Consider the following 19,290-nt stretch of genomic DNA (forward strand, 5'->3'; position numbering starts at 1 on the left):
CTCCGGTCGGTACAGAAGCGAACCTCACGTCCGCCGTGACGGGCTCCTGGGCCGGAGAGCGGGCCCAGGGCGGCGGTCTATCGGGATGCGTCGGGATACGCGGCGGTCGCGCGGATTTCGATGAGGAGTCCGGGGCTGGCGAGTCCGCTGACCCCGATGATCGTCCAGGTCGGGTAGGGCGCGTTGACGAGGCGCTGTTTGGCATCGATGAAGCCGGGCAGGTGCTGGCGGATGTCGACGTGGTAGCTGGTGACGTCGACGAGGGCGGACGTGTCGAGGTTCTCCAGTCGAAGGATCTCCTCGATCTTCCGGATGGCGATCTCGGTCTGCTCTTCAATGGTGTCCGGGATGGTTCCGTCGGCGCGGCGACCGATCGTTCCGGCGATGAACAGGAGGCCGTGCGCGCGAACCGCCGCGGAATAGCCGAAGTTCGCGAAGGCGCTGGTGGTTTGCCCGAAGACTGCGTTGTCCTCGGGGACCTCGACAGTGTGGATGGTCATTGCGGCGCTGCCCTTTCTCTGTTGACGGGGTCGTGGAGTCCGTGGAGTCAGTTGCCCCAGCGGGACGAACGGCAGGCGTGCTCCAGCCGGGTCCGGCCGAAGGTCTCGCGTTCACGGAGGAATTCGCCGGGGATCGCGTATCGGGGTGCGTTCTTCGGCTTTTTCGCGGCTTGCGCGACGATCGCGTCGGTGAGTGAGCGGATCATGTCCAGCCGTGGATAGGCGGCGTGCACGGCGTCGGCCTGCTTGTCGGTGACGGCGTCGACGTGTCCGGCGCCCAGTGGGCCGCCGAAGTCGAGGGCGACGCCTTCGCGGACGAGCACGCACAGCGTGCCGCGGCGTTCCGCGATGCCCGGGGAGGTGTGCAGGGCGATGGCCTGCCAGACCTGGTCGGCGTCGGCTGCGGGTATTCCGTGGTCGATCAGGAATGCGGCGGCCCGGTCGGCGCCTTCGACCTCGAACCGCTGGCTGTGCGGGCCGTCCGAGGCCACGCCGAGGTCGTGCATCGCGCACGCGGCGAACAACAGGTCGTCGTGGTAGTCGCGGCCGACGGTCAGGCCGAGGCGGCCGGCAACCAGCCGGGCGAACAGGTAGCTGCGGATGCTGTGGTTGAAGACGGACGGCGTTTCCACCGGTCGGATGAGGTTCATGACGGCGTCGGCAAGCGGTGTGCCGGGCAGCCTGATCAGGTCGTCGGTCGCTTCGTAGGTAGGTCCGGTCATGTCTTCAGCCTGACCGCGACCGCCCTGACCTGGTGAGAGGCAAAAATTCCATACTTCGTTAGAATCTTGCCATGACAGTGCATCGAGTCGCGGTCCTGGCGCTGGACGGGGTCACCCCACTCGACCTGGCGATCCCGACGCAGATCTTCACCACCCGGCCGGAAACCTCCTACGAGATGACCCTGTGCGCGCTGGAGACGAAGGTGGCGACCACCGCGGGTTTCGCACTGGTCGCCGACGGGACTCTGGAACAGGTGCGCACCGCCGACACCCTGATCGTGCCGGGATTCGAACCGATCCTCCCGTTGCCGGACGCCGTGCTCGACACCCTGGCCGAGGCCCGCGAACGAGGTAAGCGTGTGGTGTCGATCTGTACGGGCGCCTTCGCGCTGGCCGCGGCAGGCGTACTGGACGGACTGCGCGCCACGACCCATTGGAAGCACATCGACGAGTTCGAGCGGAGCTTCCCGGCCGTCACGGTCGACCGCGACGTGCTCTACGTCGACGAGGGCGACGTGCTCACCTCGGCCGGGGTGTGCTGCGGCATCGACCTGTGCCTGCATATCGTGCGCCGCGACCTGGGAGCGGAGGCCGCCAGCCAGATCGCCCGCGGCCTGGTCGCCGCCCCCCACCGAGACGGCGGGCAGGCCCAGTACGTGCCGGCTCCCGTCGCGGTGACCGGTGAGGCGTCGCTGTCCGGTACCCGTGGATGGGCCCTGCACCGGCTCGGCGAGCCGCTCACGCTGCGCGTACTCGCCCGACACGCGGGCCTTTCGCAGCGCACCTTCATGCGGCGGTTCGCCGAGGAAACGGGCACGACCCCGTTGCAGTGGCTGCTCAACGCCCGGCTCGGCAGGGCACGGGAACTGCTGGAGACCACGGACCGCTCGGTGGAACAGGTGGCGCGGGACAGCGGGCTGGGCACGGCCGCCAACCTGCGGCTGCACTTCCGGCGCGCACTGGACACCACCCCCACTTCCTACCGCCGCACCTTCGCACGCTCGACGTCGCACAGTCCGGCCTGTTCACCAGCAGTCCCGCGCGCGGACTGAGAATGGCCACGAGCGCCCACCCATTTCTGCGGACCTGCCGGGTCACGGCTCCGACCCGTAAGGGGTACTGGATCAAGTGAAACGTCAAGCGCGCTACACACGCGCCGGTTGACGGGCATGCCTGGAGGGGAGGGCCACTGCAAGGCGATCGAGGGGTCGATCCGCGGCTGGTCCCGCCAGGCCCAACGGGGCCAATGCGGCCGCTTTTTGCCGGACAGGGGCCGAATGGACGCAGTCGACCTTGGGCGGGCATCGTCCCGGCCCGACGGTGTTCATGGCCGGGGCGCGAGGTGCGGCGGTGCAGGCGCGCCGCGTCGGAGGCGCGTGGCAGGCAAGCGAGCCAAGCCTGCTGATCCTGCCGGGCGAGACCGTGGAGCGCGATGGGGCACGGATGCGCATCGCGGGCCGCCCGGTGGCGACGCGGCTACGCTCCCGGCGTCTGAGGAGGACCCGCTGCTGGGCGGTCTGGACGACGGCCGGGAAATCCATGATCATCTCCGGAGCCATTGGCTGTTTCGCTGCTGTCCGGCTCCGTATGCCCGCGCCTTATGACCTTTGGAGAGCTCGTGCCCCAAGGCATGGACCTGCACATCCCCTTCCCTGGCCGGATCAGTCCGGATGCCGACCGTGCGCGTCGCGTGCACCTTGCGTGGCCCCGGTCCCACGGACTTCTGCCGGGCCCGGCAGCCGAGCGCCGGCACCTGATGGGCGCATACGCCGACGTGGCAGCCCGGTTCCATCCCACGGCCACCGGGCCCGAACTGGACCTGGCCGTGGACCAGCAGAGCTGGTACTTCCTCTTCGATGACCACTTCGACGGGCCGGTCGGCTCCGACCCCGACGCGGTACGAGCGCTGGTCCGGGAAGTCGCCTCGACACTCGACGGCCCGGGCCCGGCCCAGCATCCGCTCGCCCGGGCGTTCGCGGACCTGTGGGGACGCAGCGCCGCCGGGATGTCCGGGGCCTGGCGTGCCCGGGCCGCGACCGACTGGCGCATGTACCTCGATGGCTACGTGGGCGAGGCACACGCACGGAGCCGAGTGCGGCCCCCGGCCTCAGCGGACCACCTCGCGCTGCGCACGCGCACGATCGGCGCGCTGCCCGTGCTGGACATGGCCGAACGCGTCGGGCACTACGAGTGCCCGGCCCGCGCCCTCGCGAGCCCGCTGCTGGGGGACCTGCGGCAGCTCGCCGCCGAGGTGGTCATCCTCGACAACGACATCGTGTCGGTGGAGAAGGAAGAAGCTGTCGGCGAGATCAACCTGGTGCTCCTGCTCCAGGGCGAGCGCCGGTGCTCACGCACCGCGGCCATGGAACTGATGCGCACGATGGTCAAGGAACGGACAGAGCGGTTCGTCGAGTTGGAGCAGGGGCTGCCGGCCCTCGCCGAGAGCCTGGGACTGGACGAGGCAGAGCGCACGGCCCTGGAACGCTACGACCACGACGCGCTGCGCACCCTGATGCGCGGCGCGCACGACTGGCACCAGAGCGTGGAGCGCTACGGCGACGAGTTCGCCGAGATGTGCGCGGACGCCGTCGAGCGGGTGGCAGAGCAGTGATCGAGGCTGCGGACTCCGCGGCGGCGAGGGCACTGCCGGGCAAACGCCAACATGGACCACTGCGCGTGGGTAAGTGATGCGGCGTTTTGGCCGGAACACCGCACCACTCAGCGGTAGTGGCCGCCGGCTGCTGCCCACTCGGCAGCGATGTCAGGCTCGGCCTCGGTCTGCTCCGCGTCCGGGTCCGGGTCCGGGGAGCAGCACCAAGGGGCGCGGCCCCACCTCTTGAGGGAGGCGGCCGTCGCCGCATCGCGCAGCTCCGTCAGGTCCGCGACGGTGTGCGCGGTTTCTGCGTAGGCGTTCACGATGTCGATGGCGTCCGCGAGCGCCGACAATTCCACTCGGCAGATCGGCGGGTCGGCCGCGTTCAGCGGGGCCTCGGCAACCGCTCCGGGCGGGGGCGGCCGGTACCCGACGGCGTCGGCCACGAGGAAGCCCCCGGCCACGCGATCAAGCACCGGAAAATTCGCGTGCTCGTGTGCGACGCCCAGTGTTAGTTTTTCGATCATGGCAGTCTTCAGCAACTTTCTCTGACGGGGTTCGTCGACAAACGCGGCGCGCCGTTGGCCAATGGCCCGGTGCCGGTCGCGTCTGCGCATCGTCGCGCCGCCGCGTCCGCCCGCGTGCGGACAGGCGGCTGTGTCCTGAACCTCCGAGCCGAGAAATGAGCTCCAGCTGTGCCTGTTCAGCCTTCTTCTCGTTCTTCCCGTGCCGTGCTTGCCGATTGGTTCCGCATGCACTCCACCACCCTGACCACTCTTGATCCGCAGCACCCCCTCGACGACCTCGAAGTGCTCCGGGAGATCGTCGGCGACGCCCGGGTCATCGCGATCGGTGAGGGCGCCCACTTCGTCGAAGAGTTCTCCCGCGCACGCCAGCGGGTGCTCCGCTTTCTCGCCGAACGCTGCGGATTCACCGTCTTCGCCATGGAGTTCGGCTTCAGCGAAGCCTTCCCCCTCGACCGCTGGCTCCAGGGCGGGGGCGATGACGGCGACCTGGCGAACGTCAGCCGGGCCGCCGCCGAATGGGGCGCCGCAGACCTCATGAACTGGCTGCGCCACCACAACCGCACCAGCGCCCACCCCTTGCGCTTCGCCGGCATCGACGTCCCCGAAGCCGGCGGCGCACTACGACCCGCCCTGGAACCCGTGGCCGACTACCTGCGCGAGGTCGACCCCGACGCACTGCCCCTCGTCGATACGGTCCTTGACGTCAGCGACCGGTTCCTCAAGGACTGCGGCTCCGGCGCCGCGGCCGGCCCCGCGTGGGCGGCTCTGCCTGCCGACGAGCAGAACGAACTTACCGCCACACTGGCGCGCCTGCTGCTGCGGCTGCGCGCTGCCGAGCCGCTCTACGTCTCCCGCAGCAGCCAGGGCCGCTTCGACATCGCCAGGCGCCGGGTGGAGGCAGCCTGCCACACCGACTACATGTACCAGGCGATGAACGCCCTGCTGTCCGGCCGGGGTTTGGCGGCGGACCTGTCGGTGCGAGAGATCTACATGGCCGAATCCGTGGGCTGGCACCTTGATCACACAGAACCGGGGTCCCGGATCGTCCTTGCGGCACACAACAACCACATCCACAAGACGGCGTTTTCTTTGGAGTTCGCCGGCGGCCTCACCACACTTCCCATGGGCCAGCACCTCCACCGGATGCTCGGCCAGGACTACCGCGCAGTGGCCCTCGTCCACACAGCAAACCATGTGCCGGAGATGTACCCCGACCCAAGCACCGCGGTCGGCTTCACCCTCGCCGAAACCCACCTTGAGCCTGCCGAGCCCGGCAGCGTCGAGGCCGCCCTCGCCGACTCCGGACTCGCCGACCAGATCACTTTGACCGACCTGCGCCACGCACCTCGCGACGCCCAGGGGGCACCACTGCTCAACGGGATCCGGTTCCAGAGCTCCCATCTGAGCACCCCAGTCCCCGAGGCATTCGATGCCGTGATCGCCGTCCCGACAGTCACCCGAGACCGCACAGTGCGCTTCTGACCCACCCGAACCCGATCAGGCGGGACCTCCCGACGGAGGCCCCGCCTGCCCACGGCCCAAAGCGGCGGGCTCGGTGCTGCCCATACCGAACGCGGGCCTTCGCCTGGTTCACCAGGCGCTTCAGCTTGGCTCGGGTGCCTTCGGTGTGCCGCGGCTCGGCACCCAGGCCGAGCGCCAGGCAGACGTCCCTGGCACGGAGACCTTCCCCGGCGTTCTCGATGGCGGCCAGGATCTTGCTACGTCCGGCAGGCAGCGGCTCGGGCGGTGGGGTGCCGTCCTCGGTGGCCAGTTCCAGGAGGGTCTGTCGGGTGATCTCCAGGCGTTTCAAGGTGCCTTCGGCGGCGGTGAGCTACTCGGTGAGGTGGGCGATCTGGGCACGCAGCCGTTCGGCCGTCTCGCGGACGAGCCGCTGGCGAGTCTCGAACTTGTCCAGGAGTTCCCTCATCGACGCTCCTGCTGGTGGGGTGCTGCTCGATGCCGTCGGCCCGCCGATCCCGGTCCCCGCCGATCGGGAACCTCATCGCTGGGGCGTTTGGGCCGCGCCTTCAGTGTCCGCCGTGCTGGCCGCGTTGCCGGGTGCGGGCAACGGACTGCCCTGTGGAACGCCGGTGTTCACGAGCACGGTGGACATCAGGGCGGCCACGACGAGGATGCCGGTCGCCCACCAGCTGGCCTGTGTGCAGCCGTTGACCAGGGCCTGAGCCCGGAGCAGTTGGTGTGCGGCCGGATTGGTCGCGTCTGCCGGGTGCACGGAGAGGTAGGCCGTCGTGGTGGAGGCCGCGACGGTGTTCAGCAGGGCGGTGCCGACGGCGCCGCCGACCCGCTGTGAGGCGTTGACCATGGCGGAGCCAACCCCGACGTCGTGCGGCTCGATGCCGTGCGTGGCGAGTGATATGGCGGGCGTGAGGGCCGTGCCCATGCCGACGCCGAACATCAGTTGCGCGGGCAGGAGCAGATCCGCGTACGCCGAATCCACCTCCAGCTGGGTCAGGAGCAGCATGCTGACCGCGGCGATCAGTAGTCCCGGCGCCATGACGAGGCGTGGCGGGAAGCGGGGCATCAGGAGAGGGCTGAGCTGCGTGGAGCCGACGATCATGCCGGCGATCACCGGCAGGAATGCGAAGCCCGTCCGGACTGGAGAGTAGCCCTGCACGAGCTGGAGGTAGTACGTCAGGAACAGGAAGAGACCGAACATCGGAACGGCGGCGAGTCCGAGCACGAGGTAGGCACCGGCGCGGTTGCGCTCCGTCAGGACGCGTAAGGGGAGCAGCGGGAAGGGCACCTTCGCCTCGGTGAGCACGAAGGCGAAGAGCAGCACGGCTGAGGCGACGAACACGGACACTGTCAGGGTATCCGGCCCTCCGGCGGACCCGGCACGCGTGAAGCCATACACCAGCGCCAGCAGGCCGGTGGTGGCGAGCAGGACGCCCGGTATGTCGAGTGGTGCGCGGTGGCGGCCGCCGGCGGGCTCACGGATGACGAAGAGCGCACCCGTCGCCGCGACCACGGCGTCGGCGCACCGAGGCGCTCAGTTGTCCGGCTCGAAGATGTATGGCCGGGTGAAGGTGACCACCTCGAAACCGCGCTTGCGCAGGATTGGTTCAGAGGTGGGCAGCGCATCGGTGACCAGCAGGCGGCAGCCGCGCTCCCTGGCCTGCCGCAGCCGGGAGCCGACCACTGCGGTGAAGAAGCCTTGCCGACGGTGGGTCGTCTTGGTCCGGGCGCCCGCCAGCTCGGCGAAAGGGCTGCCAGCTTGGAAGTAGACCCGTCCGCAGGAGACCGGCTCGCCCTGGGCATAGGCGATGTGCACGCTCATCGCGTCAGGCTGCTCTTCGAGCAGCCGAGCCAGCTGCCGACGCTCCTCGTCCGCGTTACGCCGACCGATCTGGCGGGAGATCTCGGCGTAGTCGTCGAGCGCAGCGTCGTCGGTCAACTGCCGTACCTCGTAGTCCGAGGTGCCGAAGAGGGACGATGATGCCTCGGCGACTGGGAGTATCAGCACCTGCTCCTCCTCGTCGGGCTCGAAGCCCGCTTCTTCGAGCGCGGCAGCCAGGCCCTGCTGCCTGTCGTGGCCGTAGACTTTCCACTCCAGGGTGTAGCCGCCGGACCGGGCGAGCTCCCGCTCTCCGCGGACCAGTTCCACGACCTCGCCGTCCGCCAGGTCGGCGAAGACGATCCGGCACTCCGAGCCGTCCGCCGAGTACTCGCGCACCAGGTCGGCGTGTCCGGCGGCGACACCGCTCGCGCGCCGCAGCGCGTCGAGTTCCGCCAGAACCTCGGTTTTGACCGCTTCGTTCATGTCGGTCCTTCCTCGTCAGACGCCGGCGAACGCCGGGGCCAGGGCCTTGCTCAGGGCGGTGTTCATGAAGTCGTCGCTGACGTGCGTGTAGATGGCCGTGGACCTGTCACACTCGTGACCGAATTGCTGCTGGATTACCTTGAGTTCGCCTGCTCGGCAGGCTGTTGACCTGTGTGTTTGCGTCGTGGTGGTGGTCCGTGACGTAGCGGGTGAGGGCACTGGGGGTTCTTTCAGTACGGGCTGGTCGATATAGATCTGGGATGGGAGCAGTTCCTTTCGAGGGGCCACTGACCTGGAATACGAATGGTCACGGAACGCGCGCGGGTCGCCGGTTACCGAGGCATGCTCCTACTCGCAGTAGTGATTCAGGACGTCCAGCAGGTGCCGTGCCCATCTGTCGTACGTCACGTCGTCGGGTGCGGTCAGCGTGCAGTCGTACGGAACGTCGTCGGTGCACTCGATGAACAGCGTGCATTGCAGGCTGGCGTCCTTGAGAGTGTGGCCGATGCTCGCGATTTCGTTCCAGGGGAAGTCGATGCTGATGCCATTGAGGCCGACCAGCCTGATCTCGACCCCGTGGGCATCGATGACCATGGCACGCTCGTCGTCCTCGGCCTGGAAGAATTCGGCGTCCTCGGGAAGGAGTTCCTGGGCCTTTCCAGGACCGTCCTCGGTGGGCAGTGCCACGAGGGTGGGCGGTGGCGCCACGAGGGTGGGCGGGTGCGAGGCGTCCACGACCCCGGTGAACGCGTCGAGCAGTTGCTCCGTGGTGGGGCGACGAGCCGGGTCCTTCTCCAGGCAGGCCCCGACGATCCCGCATATGCTTTCGGGGACTGGTGACAGGTCCGCTTCCGCGTGCACCGAGCGGTACATCAGCATCATCGGTGTGCCCTCGCCGAAGGCGCTGCCGCCCGCTGCCGCCACGAGGACGGCGCCGAGGGCGAACACATCGGCGGCGCCGGTCACTTCCCGGCCCTCCGCCTGTTCGGGCGCGAGATAGCCGGGAGTGCCGAAGGCGTGGCCTGTCATGGTCAGCCGGGTGGACTCGATGGCCCGGGCGATGCCGAAATCCAAGACTCGTGGACCGTCCGGCGCCATGATGATGTTGCCCGGCTTCAGATCGCGGTGCACGAGCCCGCATCTGTGTACCGCCTGGAGCGCCTCCGCCAGCGCCGCGCCGAGCTGTCGCAGCTCTCCCTCGGCCATGTGCTCTTCGGCGGCGATTAAGTGGGCGAGTGTCGGGCCCGGCACATACGCCGTGGCCAGCCAAGGCGGCTCCCCGTCCGGATCGGCGTCCACCACCTGCGCTGTGTGGAAGCCGCCGACCTTGCGCGCCGCGTCCACCTCGGCCCGGAACCGGGCCCGGAAGGCCGTGTCTGCGGCCAACTCTGGCCTAGCCACCTTTACCGCCAGCAGACGCCCGCCGCGCGACCGGGCCAGGTAGACCGTGCCCATCCCGCCCGCACCGAGTTCCCGCACCACGGCGTACGATCCGAACCGTTCCAACTGGTCCTCCCCCAAACGCCCTTGACGTCTTCTTGTATCTACCATGTCCCGTCCGTACCAGCCTGCGAGTGTCTCTCGTCTCGGGACTGGCCGCGCACATGAAACATTTACCCGGGTCCACCACGTCACTGAGGTGAAGACGATGCGAGCGAGTTGCCCCGCCTGGGATTACCCGCTCCTGCTTGTGGTGGGTTGGTGCGAGTTGTCACGGCGCGTTGTTCACCGAGTGCGTGGGCGGTTGCTCGCGCAGTTGCTGGTTCTCCTCGGTGAGCCGCCGGATGCGGGCGTTGGCAGCCTCGAGGCGCCGCGGCAAGGAAGCGTCGGAAGTGCCTTGACGTGCGGGAATCGGTGATCTGGGCTCTCGGCGGTGTGCTGCCCGCAGTTGCTCGATCTCCGTTCGCAGGTCCGGCTGGGCATAAAGCCACGGCTGGGACACCCCGGCCCGCTTGGCAACGGTCTCGAAAGTGACCGGCTCGCCCGCGGCATCGAGGGCGCGGAGGGCCTCGATGGCCTTGGCGCGGGTGTATTCGCTGCGGCGGCGGGCGGCGTCGACGATGTGCTGGATGTTGTCAGCTCGCATCGGCGGTCGCCTCCGACTGCCCGGGGCCGGACTCCAGGCCGGTGACGATCTTCTCCAGATTGTCGAGGACTTGGCGGTTCATCTCGACCACGCGCGCTTGCCCGCGGACCTCGGCGGCCGAGACGATCTGCAGCAGCTGCTGCCGTTGCTCGCGGTGCTGCGGCAGGAACTCACGCCGCCAAGCATCAGATTGGGCACCTACCCACTGACGCCACCGTGCATCTCGACTCCGCATACGACGGAAAGCCCAGCCGCCGGGTTCTCGATGAACAGGGCCTCGCTGGCAAGATCGCCCGCAAGGGCGTGCCAGCACCGATCCAAGTCGGCAAACGCTGGGTGGTCGAGCGCACCCAATCCTGGATGAACGGTTACGGAAAGATACGACGCTGCTTCGAGCGAGACGGCCGAGTAGTCGACTTCTACCTCTACCTTGCCGCTGCATTCGTCACCGTTCGCGCGCTGATTCGGCAGGCCAGAAACCTATACCGGTGGCCGGACCGCCCAACCGCACGCCGCCTGAGATGATGCCAATCCTCGGTCGCTCTTAGTCCGGGATCTCCCACCGGATGAAGGTCGCAGACGTCAGGAGGCAACCCGCATGGAGGACTTCACCCGGTCGTACACCTGACGGGTACGTTCCTTACCGCCGGGGTCGTTGCTCTGTACTTCCACCACGATGGTGCCCTTTGGCGCCACCACCGCGAGCTTCCGGACCCAGATGTCGGGTATTTCTGCTGGCGGGTCCATCCGGTAGTCCATTTCCGCTGCCGGCTGTTCGGCGACCGTCGTCGACTCGTTTATGTGCTGTTCGTGCGTGTACTCGCCATGGCTGGATATGTGCTCGCCGTCGTGGCCGCCCAACACCTCGCGAGGGTTGTTTCCTTTGAGGTCGTCGATGTCGACGGTGAGCTCCACCATTTCCTTCCCTGTCCCCAGTTCGAGCTTGCAGACATAGGAGAAGTGGAACCACTTCTTCGTGCCCGAGTCGATCGATTCAAGCGGCTTCGCCTTCCAGGGTCCGCCCACCTTGAACGTCACCGGCAACGCGCACGCCGAACGGGCACCGCCCATCGACGCGACGCGCTCGCCCTCGTCCCGCGCACAGCCCAGGACAGCCTCGGCTACCAGCGCGGTACCCAGCACCCCAGCGGTCCATCGTCGTATGCGGCTCGACACCTGGATCTCCCTCCCTCTGATTCCGCCGAACGGTAGCCGACTTCCGCAAATCGACTCAACTGATGCAGTAGAGGCTGGGCGGCCGGAATATCGGCGTGGCCAAACAGGTGCGCGCCCGGCAGACGGAACGCTTTGCACCCTTCGGGATCACCCCTGCGCAGCGGGTGCTCGGCCTTCTCGCCCGGAGTGGGACATCGCCACAGATGACGGAACTGGCGGAGCGGTTGGGCGTGGTGCCACGAGCCGTGACGCCCCTCATCGACGCCCTGGAGGAGGCGGGACTGGTGCGCCGCCTGGCCGAACCGGACAACCGGCGCTCCAGCTGGTCGAAGCACACGGATGTGCCCCGGCCTCAGGGAACAGGTCGGGGCACATCCGTAGGGACGGTTCGGCCTAGGCCGCGTCTTCAAATGATCTTGAGTGGTGGATCATGGTTGGGTGATACGTCGCCATGAACTGTCCGATGCCGAGTGGGAGTTTGTCCGGCCCTTGTTGCCTGAGTCGTCGCGGGGCAGGAAGCGGCTGGACGATCGGACCGTGCTCAACGGGATCGTGTGGAAGTTCCGTACCGGCACGGCTTGGCGTGATATCCCGGAGCGGTATGGACCGTGGGCCACGCTGCACACCCGTTTTCGCAGGTGGGCCCTGGACGGCACGTTCGAGCGAATGCTGCGGGAGGCCCAGGCGAGGGCGGACGCAGCCGGGGACATCGACTGGCTCGTGTCGGTGGACTCCACCGTGGTCCGCGCCCACCAGCACGCTGCCGGGGCCCGAAAGGGGGGCTGCGCGAGCCCGCACTCGGACGGTCCCGGGGCGGTCTGACCAGCAAGATCCATCTGGCGTGCGACGCCCTGGGCCGCCCGCTCGCCTTCACTGTCACCAGTGGCAACACCAACGACTGCACCCAGCTCACCGCCGTGATGGAGGCGATTCGGGTTCCCCGGGTCGGTCTCGGACGGCCACGGGTCCGGCCCGCCCACGTCCTGGGCGACAAGGGCTACAGCTCGAAGGCCATCCGCGCCTGGCTCCGGCGGCGCGGCATCGGCCACACCATCCCCGAACGGGCCGACCAGATCCGTAACCGGCTCAGGCGCGGCAGCCGGGGCGGACGCCCGCCGGCCTTCGACAGGCAGCTCTACAAGCAGCGCAACGTGGTCGAACGCTGCTTCAACCGGTTGAAGCAATGGCGTGACATCGCCACCCGCTACGACAAAACCGTCGAGTCCTATCAAGCAGCCGTCACCCTCGCATCGCTCCTGATGTGGGCGTGACATTTGAAGACATCTCCCAGCACGGTCCCCCCAAGCGAAGGCGCACGCATCGTAGAGCCCGTGTGCGGCCACGGCCGGGACGAGGGAACGCTGCCACAGGGTGACTGCGGTGGTGGTCACGGCGAGGGCGGCCGCATGGGCGACGTTGACGCTCCCACCCAGAGCGTGTCCGGCGGCAAAAAGAATTCGCGAAGACCTCGGCCAGCGCCGAGCCCAGGCCCTGGGCGCCACCGGTGATGGCGACCACCTGGCGGGCCGGCTCCTCGGCCGCGCGGGGTTCGGGGCTCATCCGGCCTCCTGTTTCAGAGCTCGCTGCACGGCCGCCTGGACGGTTGGAGGGAAGAGGGTGGTGATGTCGCGGAGGTCTGTCATCACATGCCGGGCGTGCGGCCGCAGGGAGGAGTTGGCCGCGTTGTGCAGCAGGACCCCGTTGCCGGTGCAGGTGAACAGGCCCAGGTCGTTGACGTTGTCCCCGACCGCGAGGACACGAGCGGGATCCAGTCGGTGCCGGCGGCAGAAGTCATGCAGTTGCCGATGCTTGAGCTGGTCGCCGGAGACCGTGAGGTCGGTGCGGACGAGCACGCCGCCGGGATCGAAACGCAGGTGGATGTTGCTGTAGGAGTCGTCGACCCCCAGCCGCTGGGCCATGGCGGCGACGTACAGGTCGAAGGAGCTGGAGATCAGGGCCACCGGATGGCCGGTGGCCTGGAGGGCTGCCACGAGGGGGACCGCCTCGGGACGCAGCCGGACCGCGGCGAAGGCGTCCGTCAGCATCGTGCGGGTGACGGTCGGCGTTCGCGAGGTGAGCAGGGAGAAGAACCGGTGCGCGAGTTCGGAGACCTCACCGTTGTGGGCGTCGTGGATGAGGGTCGCGAGTGCGGGCAGGTCCGTCCCCAGCCTCCCGGCGGTGAGGTAGAGGGAGTTGTCGAGGGTCAGGGTGTCGTCGAGGTCGAAGACGACGGCGGCGGGCGGCGTTCGGGTCCCGTTCACGGTCGCACCCGCAGACCGCCGACGGCCCGCAGCGGGAAGTTCCTGCGGTAGCGCGGCCGTGTGCCGGGGACCAGCGCGAGGCCGGGTATGTGGAGAGCGAGCTCCTCCAGGGCGATCCCCAGTGCCATGCGCGCCAGAGGGGCGCCGATGCAGTAGTGAATGCCGCGCCCGAAGGCCAGGTGCGGGGCGGCCGACGTCCGACCGGGCAGGAAGCGGTCGGGCTCCGCGTACCGGCTGGCGTCGTGGTTGCCCGCGCCGTACAGCAGGAGCAGTCGGCTGCCGGGTGCCAGCACGGTGTCGGCGATGGTCACCTGACGCAGCGTCGTCCGGTACATGCCGAACAGGGCGGTGTCGAAACGCAGCCCTTCCTCCACCAGCCGGTCGGTGGTAAGGGCGCCGCTCACGTACTCCTGCCAGCCTCCGGCGGAGCGCAGTTGCTGCCACACGGTGGACCCGAGCGCCTGGGCGGAGGTCTCGTGCCCGGCCGTGATCAACGCGGGGATCTGGGCGGCGACCTCCTCGGCGGTGAGCTGATGCCCGGACGGCGCTTCGTGCAACAGGTAGGAGATGAGGTCCTGCTGCGGCCGGGCCCGGCGCTCGGCGGTGATGGCTGTGGCGAACTCGCCGTACTCCCGCAGTCCTCGGGCGCACTGCACGGCGTGGCCGGGGTCGAGGTCGTGGCGCAGCAGCAGGTCCAGGCGCTGCTCGCTCCACGTGCGGCACCGTTCGTGGTACTCCTCGGGGATGCCGAGCACGCTCAGGACGGCGGTGAGCGCGTACGGGCGGGCGAACTCGTCGACGAGGTCGAAGTCCGGTGCGGTGGTGAGGCGTTGCAGCATGCCGGCGGCCACCGCGCGGATGCGCGGTGCGTAACTGACCAGTGCCCGGGTCGTGAAGCCGACGTTGACGGCGGTCCGCACGCGGCCGTGCTCAGGGGGATCCAGGGAGCCCATCGAGACCCCTTGCCCCCGCCAGGACTTCAGCACCGCCTCCACTTCGGGAGGAAGTTCGGCGACGGGCCGCGGATTGTGCTCACGGGCAGAGAAGCTCTCTGTGTCCCGCAGCACTGCGACGATGTCGTCGTAGCGCGTGACGCACCAGGCATCCAGCTGTGAAGAAAAGAATACCGGTTGGAATTCCTGGGCCTGGCGCAGACCCGGAAAGGGGTTGTCCCACTGGGCGCCATAAGGGTCGAAGAAATCCTCGCCCCGTTCCTTCGACTCCGAGATGGCGCCGCTCATGACAGGACCGGAGAGCTGGAGCGACCAGAGCTCAGGCACCTGGTGCGAGCGGCCAGGGTCTGATCGCCACCGACGGCTTGGATACGTCGCACGAGCCCTCCCCTTTCAACAGCAGATCCGCCGTGTCATTCCCCCTCGCTTTCTGTTGAAACCTCGGAAGGAATGCCTTCAATTGTTATGTCGACGCACAGCTCGCCGGTGCACGTGGCGTTATTCACCTCCCCGTTCCACAGGGTGGTGGAACAGGTGACCAAGGGACCGCCGATCAACCTCGGCAACGGTGACGCGATGCCGGGTGGTCACTCGCGTAGAGCGGTGTCAGCCTCGCGCGAACCGGCCGTCCCCGGCAGGAGAATGTAACGACGGCGAGGGGCGGGACTTCGCTGGCCGGTCCGTGTACGGCCGGCGCGCCGGTGTGCGCCTCCCGTGGAACTCGCGGCCGTCAGGGAGCGGAGTCCGTACGCTTGGCGGCCGCCATCGACGCCGCAGGGCGGTGCGGCGGCCGCGTGCCAGCCGGACGCCGGAGTCGCCGTTGCTCCTGGTGGCGCTTCGTTGTCGGGGGTGGGAGTGCACGGCGGGCACGCGATGCTCCGGCGGCGCCGAGCTTCCTGCTCACGGGGGCGACCGAGCACGCCTCCGCGATGTTCGGCCTGTGCGGTGGAACGTTCTCCGGGGCCTGTACCGGGGTGACTTCCCTGTCGTCAAGCCTTCTCATGCTTTGGGACTCGATGATCGGCGATTCCAGGTGAGGCGCCGCTCGCTGTGGGACAACGGGCGTGAGGGGTCTCAGGGGTTGGCGACGTTGTAGGGGAGAGCGACGATGACGACGGATGAGATCGAAGCCGTTGGCTTGCGGACGACCCGTGTGGCACCACCGGCTCCGGTCGGGCTCGCGGCCGTGCGCGACCGGGTGGCCGCGCACCTTGGCGCCGCTGTCGACGCCGATGGCGCGGTGCGACAGCCGTGTGCCAGCCGCGCGCTGGAGTCGGCGCTACTGCTCGTGCTGCTGCGCCGGCGCGGCGGCCATCCCGGTCCGGTCCGGCGCCTCGTCGACTTCCTGGCCACGCCCCCGGCGCAGGCCACCGCCTTCGACAGCGCGTTGGCGCAGGCGGTACTGCACGGCCGGACGACCGGCGCTGATGTGGTCGGCGAGGAACTGCTGGCCGGCTTCGACCACTTCTCGATCGCGCGCAAGCGGCTGCTCTTCGACGCCTACCTCGCCGCGACAGGTGCGGTGCCGTTCGACGAGTCGATGCTGCAGCCGGTTCGGCTGGCGGGTCCCGGGGAGGACAACACGGTCTCCTGGATCGAGATGATCATGCTGAGCGTGCGGGTCCTGGTCGCGTACAGGCTCGGCAGGGGGGCGGAGGTCACGGACCTGGAGCGGGAGCGGCTGTTGGAGCTGCTGGGCTCCAGTGGTGCCCCGGTATGGGAGAACTATCTGGCGGCGCACCTGCCGGCGCTGTTGGCCGTTCAGGAATTCGCCCCGGCCCACCCGCTGACGGAGGCCGGTGTCAGCGGGCTGCTCGGGTGCCTGAACGTCGACGGCGGCGTGCCGCCCATGTCGAACCTGGCCGTGTTCAACACCGGGCCCGCCGGCCTGGCGCCGGCGCCGCCCGCTGGCTGCTCGACGCCCAGCACGAGGACGGCACCTTCGAACGCAGCTGGAGCCTGAGCGAAGCCAACACCATCTGGCGGGCGATGTGGGCCCTGCACTCGATGCCCGAACCGGCCCGCACCGACCTACGGTCGCGCATCGCCCACGCGAGCACCGCCTCCCACCGGTTCCTCGCCGAAGCGCAGAACGCCGACGGCGGCTGGGGCTACCGGCCCGGGGACCTCAGCGACATCGCCAGCACCTGCTACAGCCTGCTGGCCCTGTCGGCCATGGGCGCGCGCGTAAACCAGGACCCGCTGGTGCGGGCGGGAGTCTCACACCTGATCTCCCGTCAGGACCCGAACGGCGGCTTCACCGCCCCGCCCGACCAAGTGGCGCCCCGTCCGCTGCCCTTCGACGCGCCGGTCTTCTCCGACACCTGGGCCCTGCTGGCCCTTACCGGCTGCGACAGTGACTGGAACTGGTAGTGCCCGACACCCACGAGAACCAGCCCCAGCCGATCGCGCTGCCCGTCGACCGGCCCGACCCCCTCGGCCTGCCCGCCGCCTTCCAGCAGCTGCGCACCCACCTCCCGGTGGCACCCCATGGCCTTCCCCGACGGACCGCCGGGCTGGCTGGTCACCCGCTACGACGACGTCCGCGCCGGCTTGGCCGATCCGCGGCTGAGCTCCCGGCGCCCCCACCTCAACTCCCACGTACGGGCCAGCCTCATCACCCCCCAGGAGATGGCCGCCCTACGCCCCTTGGACCTGCTCACCAGCGACCCGCCGGAACACACCCGGCTGCGCCGCCTGGTCAACGGCCAGTTCACCGCCCACCGGATGAACCAGCTCGCCCCGCGCATCCAGGCCATCGTCGACGACCACCTCGACGCCCTGGCCGCAGGCCCCCGCCCCGCCGACCTGATCAGTACCGTCGCCCTGCCCGTCCCCGCACTGGTGATCAGCGAGCTGCTCGGCGTCCCCTTCACCGACCGCGACCTCTACCAGCGACTCACCCGCGAACTCCTCTCCCTCGACCGCACCCGCGAACAACTTCTTTCCGCCAAAACAGAGTTGAAGTCCTACCTCCTGGGCCTCATCCACGCCAAGCGGACCGCCCCCAGCGACGACCTGCTGAGCGGCCTCGTCAAGGCCCAGACCGACGGCACCCCCCTGACCGACGACGAGATCGCCGCGCTGGCCCAGCTCATCCTCATCGCCGGCCACGAGACCACCACCAACGCCTTCGCCCTGGCCGTCCTCCACCTGCTCCGCGCCCCTGGCCAGTGGCAGGCCCTGCACCACCGACCCCACCTAGTCGACGGCGTCGTCGCGGAGACCCTCCGGCATGCCACCGCGCTGCAGTTCGGACTGCTCCGCGTCGCCCGCGAACCCCTGTCCATCGCCGGCCAACCCATCCAGGCCGGCGACCGCGTCGTGCTCCACCTGCCCGCCGCCAACCGCGACCCCGCCCACTTCACCGACCCCGACCGCATGGACCCCCACCGCGCCAACGCCGTCAAACACCTCAGCTTCGGCCACGGCCCCCACCGCTGCATCGGCGACCACCTCGCCCGCATCGAACTGCGCACCCTGCTGACCAGCCTCCTACGCCGCTTCCCCGACCTGCGGCTCGCCGCCGCCCCTGACGAGATCCGCACCCACGACCATCGCGTGGTCTACGGCATCGCCGAACTGCCCATCGCCTTCACACCCTGGCAGCCGGGCCCGGAAGGAGAACGCACACTGGGGCGCACGTGACGGCGGACCACAGCGGCGACTCACCCAGAGCGTGCCCCCGGCCGGACACGCTCCCAGCCCCGCCGACAGCCCAGGCCCGGCCAGCACAGGCGCAGCGCGGCGTTCACCGCCCGGGAAGGCACCGTCCGGACCATGGACTCGGCGTCGGGTCGGCCGGACCGCTCTCCCCCAACGGTTGCCCCGATCCCGGGTAGGCGCGCCGTAGGCCGCCCCAGGAACGAGGTCTCCCTCCCGTGCTGCAGGCCGACCAAGGGAGCCCTCGGCCACCTGCAAGGCGCCGCCGGCGGCATCGAAGCCATCGCCACAATCCGCCATGGCGGCAGCATCCTGGATACGGAAGCGGCGCAGGATCAGGCGCGGGGTCTCGATCTCGATCATCAGCGCAGTGTCACACGGCACGGTGGAACCCGGCTGTGCTTTGGGGACGGTGCCCTGGGCAACCGCCCTCGGCCTTGGTCACCGCCGACCGTGGGCTGGGCGCCGGTGTGCGGGCGCCGCCGACTGCGCCGGGCTCTACGCCGTCATCCCGTCGCGATGCTCCACACATCGGGGCCGCCGACGCGCCATTCGATCGCAGGGTCGTCGAGCCAGACGTCCTCCGGGTCCCGGCCGGCTCGGCGAAGGAACTCTCGCAGATCGGCCACGTCGAAGGCGACGCCCAGGCTCTCGGCATCGACATACACACGGCGGCCACCGGTCGGCGCCGGCGGATGCACCACGATGCGGGGCCGAGGCTTGGACATACCCCCACCCTGCCGATCCCAGATGCCCTGCGCCCGCCGTGCGAGCCCGGTCACCGGTAGACGTGGCCCGGTTGCGGACCGGGGTCGGGGTCATCGTGGTCCGCGCCGTAGACACGGCCGCGCATAGCTCGTCCATCCCCACAGCCTCGCACCCGCCACCGACACCACACCGAGAGGCCACAGCTCACACATGCCGGATCCGTTACACGGCCGAGGTCGGGCTGTTGGCCCGTTGACACCAGACCGCGTAAACAGGGTCAATCACGGCAAGTATGTTGACCCCCGTCCTGCAGAACCATC

19 protein-coding genes and 2 pseudogenes are annotated in these 19,290 nt (G+C 69.1%); 9 read left to right on the forward strand and 12 right to left on the reverse strand.

The window, feature by feature from the left end:
- Positions 1-77 precede the first annotated feature (77 nt).
- Both K2224_RS14960 and K2224_RS14965 read right to left on the reverse strand, forming a co-directional pair.
- The gene (locus K2224_RS14960; protein WP_221907016.1) at positions 78-500 is read right to left on the reverse strand and encodes a Rid family hydrolase; all 423 of its coding nucleotides are present in this window, start codon (positions 498-500) and stop codon (positions 78-80) included.
- Positions 501-547: 47 nt separating this feature from the next.
- Positions 548-1,222, reverse strand: a complete 675-nt coding sequence (locus K2224_RS14965) for an HD domain-containing protein (protein ID WP_221907017.1) — start codon at positions 1,220-1,222, stop codon at positions 548-550.
- 71 nt (positions 1,223-1,293) lie between these two features.
- Between K2224_RS14965 and K2224_RS14970 the strand changes: the two genes are divergently transcribed.
- Together K2224_RS14970 and K2224_RS14975 are read left to right on the forward strand one after the other, a co-directional pair.
- Entirely contained in the window at positions 1,294-2,274 is a 981-nt protein-coding gene (locus K2224_RS14970; protein ID WP_221907018.1) for a GlxA family transcriptional regulator, read from the forward strand.
- A gap of 704 nt (positions 2,275-2,978) precedes the next feature.
- Positions 2,979-3,833: a terpene synthase family protein gene (locus K2224_RS14975; RefSeq protein ID WP_260692647.1), complete on the forward strand. Its 855-nt coding sequence runs from the start codon at positions 2,979-2,981 to the stop codon at positions 3,831-3,833.
- Between the two features lie 107 nt (positions 3,834-3,940).
- Here K2224_RS14975 and K2224_RS14980 read toward each other — a convergent pair whose 3' ends face one another.
- On the reverse strand, positions 3,941-4,432 hold the full coding sequence (locus K2224_RS14980; RefSeq protein ID WP_221907020.1) for a hypothetical protein: 492 nt from the start codon (positions 4,430-4,432) through the stop codon (positions 3,941-3,943).
- A gap of 135 nt (positions 4,433-4,567) precedes the next feature.
- On the opposite strand from K2224_RS14980, the gene K2224_RS14985 reads away from it, so the two are divergent.
- Positions 4,568-5,824: an erythromycin esterase family protein gene (locus K2224_RS14985; protein ID WP_221907021.1), complete on the forward strand. Its 1,257-nt coding sequence runs from the start codon at positions 4,568-4,570 to the stop codon at positions 5,822-5,824.
- Here K2224_RS14985 and K2224_RS14990 read toward each other — a convergent pair.
- The 5 genes and pseudogenes from K2224_RS14990 to K2224_RS15010 form a co-directional block, all read right to left on the reverse strand.
- On the reverse strand, positions 5,796-6,152 hold the full coding sequence (locus K2224_RS14990) for a hypothetical protein (protein ID WP_221907022.1): 357 nt from the start codon (positions 6,150-6,152) through the stop codon (positions 5,796-5,798). The two genes, K2224_RS14985 and K2224_RS14990, sit on opposite strands and share 29 nt — an antisense overlap.
- Before the next feature lie 189 nt (positions 6,153-6,341).
- Positions 6,342-7,334: pseudogene (locus K2224_RS14995) on the reverse strand (MFS transporter); the annotation flags it as partial.
- A gap of 18 nt (positions 7,335-7,352) precedes the next feature.
- Positions 7,353-8,123 (reverse strand): GNAT family N-acetyltransferase, encoded by a 771-nt coding sequence (locus K2224_RS15000; RefSeq protein ID WP_221907024.1) that lies wholly within the window; start codon positions 8,121-8,123, stop codon positions 7,353-7,355.
- A gap of 348 nt (positions 8,124-8,471) precedes the next feature.
- Positions 8,472-9,674, reverse strand: coding sequence for a serine/threonine-protein kinase (locus K2224_RS15005; RefSeq protein ID WP_221907025.1), 1,203 nt, complete (start codon positions 9,672-9,674; stop codon positions 8,472-8,474).
- Positions 9,675-9,834: 160 nt separating this feature from the next.
- Positions 9,835-10,209: a DUF6262 family protein gene (locus K2224_RS15010; protein WP_221907026.1), complete on the reverse strand. Its 375-nt coding sequence runs from the start codon at positions 10,207-10,209 to the stop codon at positions 9,835-9,837.
- A 174-nt stretch (positions 10,210-10,383) separates the two neighbouring features.
- Between K2224_RS15010 and K2224_RS15020 the strand changes: the two are divergent.
- Positions 10,384-10,734: pseudogene (locus tag K2224_RS15020) on the forward strand (IS5/IS1182 family transposase); the annotation flags it as partial.
- 57 nt (positions 10,735-10,791) lie between these two features.
- Here the strand turns inward: K2224_RS15020 and K2224_RS15025 are convergent.
- Positions 10,792-11,352 carry a lipoprotein gene (locus K2224_RS15025; RefSeq protein ID WP_221907027.1) on the reverse strand — a complete coding sequence of 187 codons (561 nt, stop codon included), beginning with the start codon at positions 11,350-11,352 and terminating at the stop codon, positions 10,792-10,794.
- Between the two features lie 140 nt (positions 11,353-11,492).
- Between K2224_RS15025 and K2224_RS41615 the strand changes: the two genes are divergently transcribed.
- Together K2224_RS41615 and K2224_RS15035 are read left to right on the forward strand one after the other, a co-directional pair.
- Positions 11,493-11,840, forward strand: a complete 348-nt coding sequence (locus K2224_RS41615; protein WP_399020041.1) for a MarR family transcriptional regulator — start codon at positions 11,493-11,495, stop codon at positions 11,838-11,840.
- A protein-coding gene (locus tag K2224_RS15035) for an IS5 family transposase (RefSeq protein ID WP_399020043.1) occupies positions 11,827-12,656 on the forward strand; the annotation gives its coding sequence in 2 pieces (ribosomal slippage) (positions 11,827-12,163 and positions 12,163-12,656; 831 coding nt in all). Before K2224_RS41615 ends, K2224_RS15035 begins: the two co-directional genes overlap by 14 nt.
- Before the next feature lie 285 nt (positions 12,657-12,941).
- On the opposite strand, the gene K2224_RS15040 is transcribed toward K2224_RS15035, so the two are convergent.
- Together K2224_RS15040 and K2224_RS15045 are read right to left on the reverse strand one after the other, a co-directional pair.
- Positions 12,942-13,646 carry an HAD family phosphatase gene (locus tag K2224_RS15040; protein WP_221907028.1) on the reverse strand — a complete coding sequence of 235 codons (705 nt, stop codon included), beginning with the start codon at positions 13,644-13,646 and terminating at the stop codon, positions 12,942-12,944.
- Complete coding sequence (locus K2224_RS15045; protein ID WP_221907029.1) at positions 13,643-14,887, reverse strand: cytochrome P450; 1,245 nt, start codon at positions 14,885-14,887, stop codon at positions 13,643-13,645. The genes K2224_RS15040 and K2224_RS15045 overlap by 4 nt, the downstream gene beginning before the upstream one ends.
- An 820-nt stretch (positions 14,888-15,707) precedes the next feature.
- Here K2224_RS15045 and K2224_RS40500 point away from each other — a divergent pair.
- The 3 genes from K2224_RS40500 (at position 15,708) to K2224_RS15055 (ending at position 18,247) form a co-directional block, all read left to right on the forward strand.
- Entirely contained in the window at positions 15,708-16,562 is an 855-nt protein-coding gene (locus K2224_RS40500) for a hypothetical protein (protein WP_260692649.1), read from the forward strand.
- Positions 16,559-16,972, forward strand: a complete 414-nt coding sequence (locus tag K2224_RS15050) for a prenyltransferase/squalene oxidase repeat-containing protein (protein ID WP_260693459.1) — start codon at positions 16,559-16,561, stop codon at positions 16,970-16,972. Before K2224_RS40500 ends, K2224_RS15050 begins: the two co-directional genes overlap by 4 nt.
- Positions 16,973-17,089: 117 nt before the next feature.
- Positions 17,090-18,247: a cytochrome P450 gene (locus K2224_RS15055; RefSeq protein WP_221907031.1), complete on the forward strand. Its 1,158-nt coding sequence runs from the start codon at positions 17,090-17,092 to the stop codon at positions 18,245-18,247.
- A gap of 521 nt (positions 18,248-18,768) precedes the next feature.
- Here K2224_RS15055 and K2224_RS15060 read toward each other — a convergent pair.
- The gene (locus K2224_RS15060) at positions 18,769-18,990 is read right to left on the reverse strand and encodes a hypothetical protein (RefSeq protein WP_221907032.1); all 222 of its coding nucleotides are present in this window, start codon (positions 18,988-18,990) and stop codon (positions 18,769-18,771) included.
- Between the last annotated feature and the right edge of the window lie 300 nt (positions 18,991-19,290).

Origin of the sequence: Streptomyces sp. BHT-5-2 (genome assembly GCF_019774615.1) — a bacterium.
Lineage (GTDB): Bacteria > Actinomycetota > Actinomycetes > Streptomycetales > Streptomycetaceae > Streptomyces.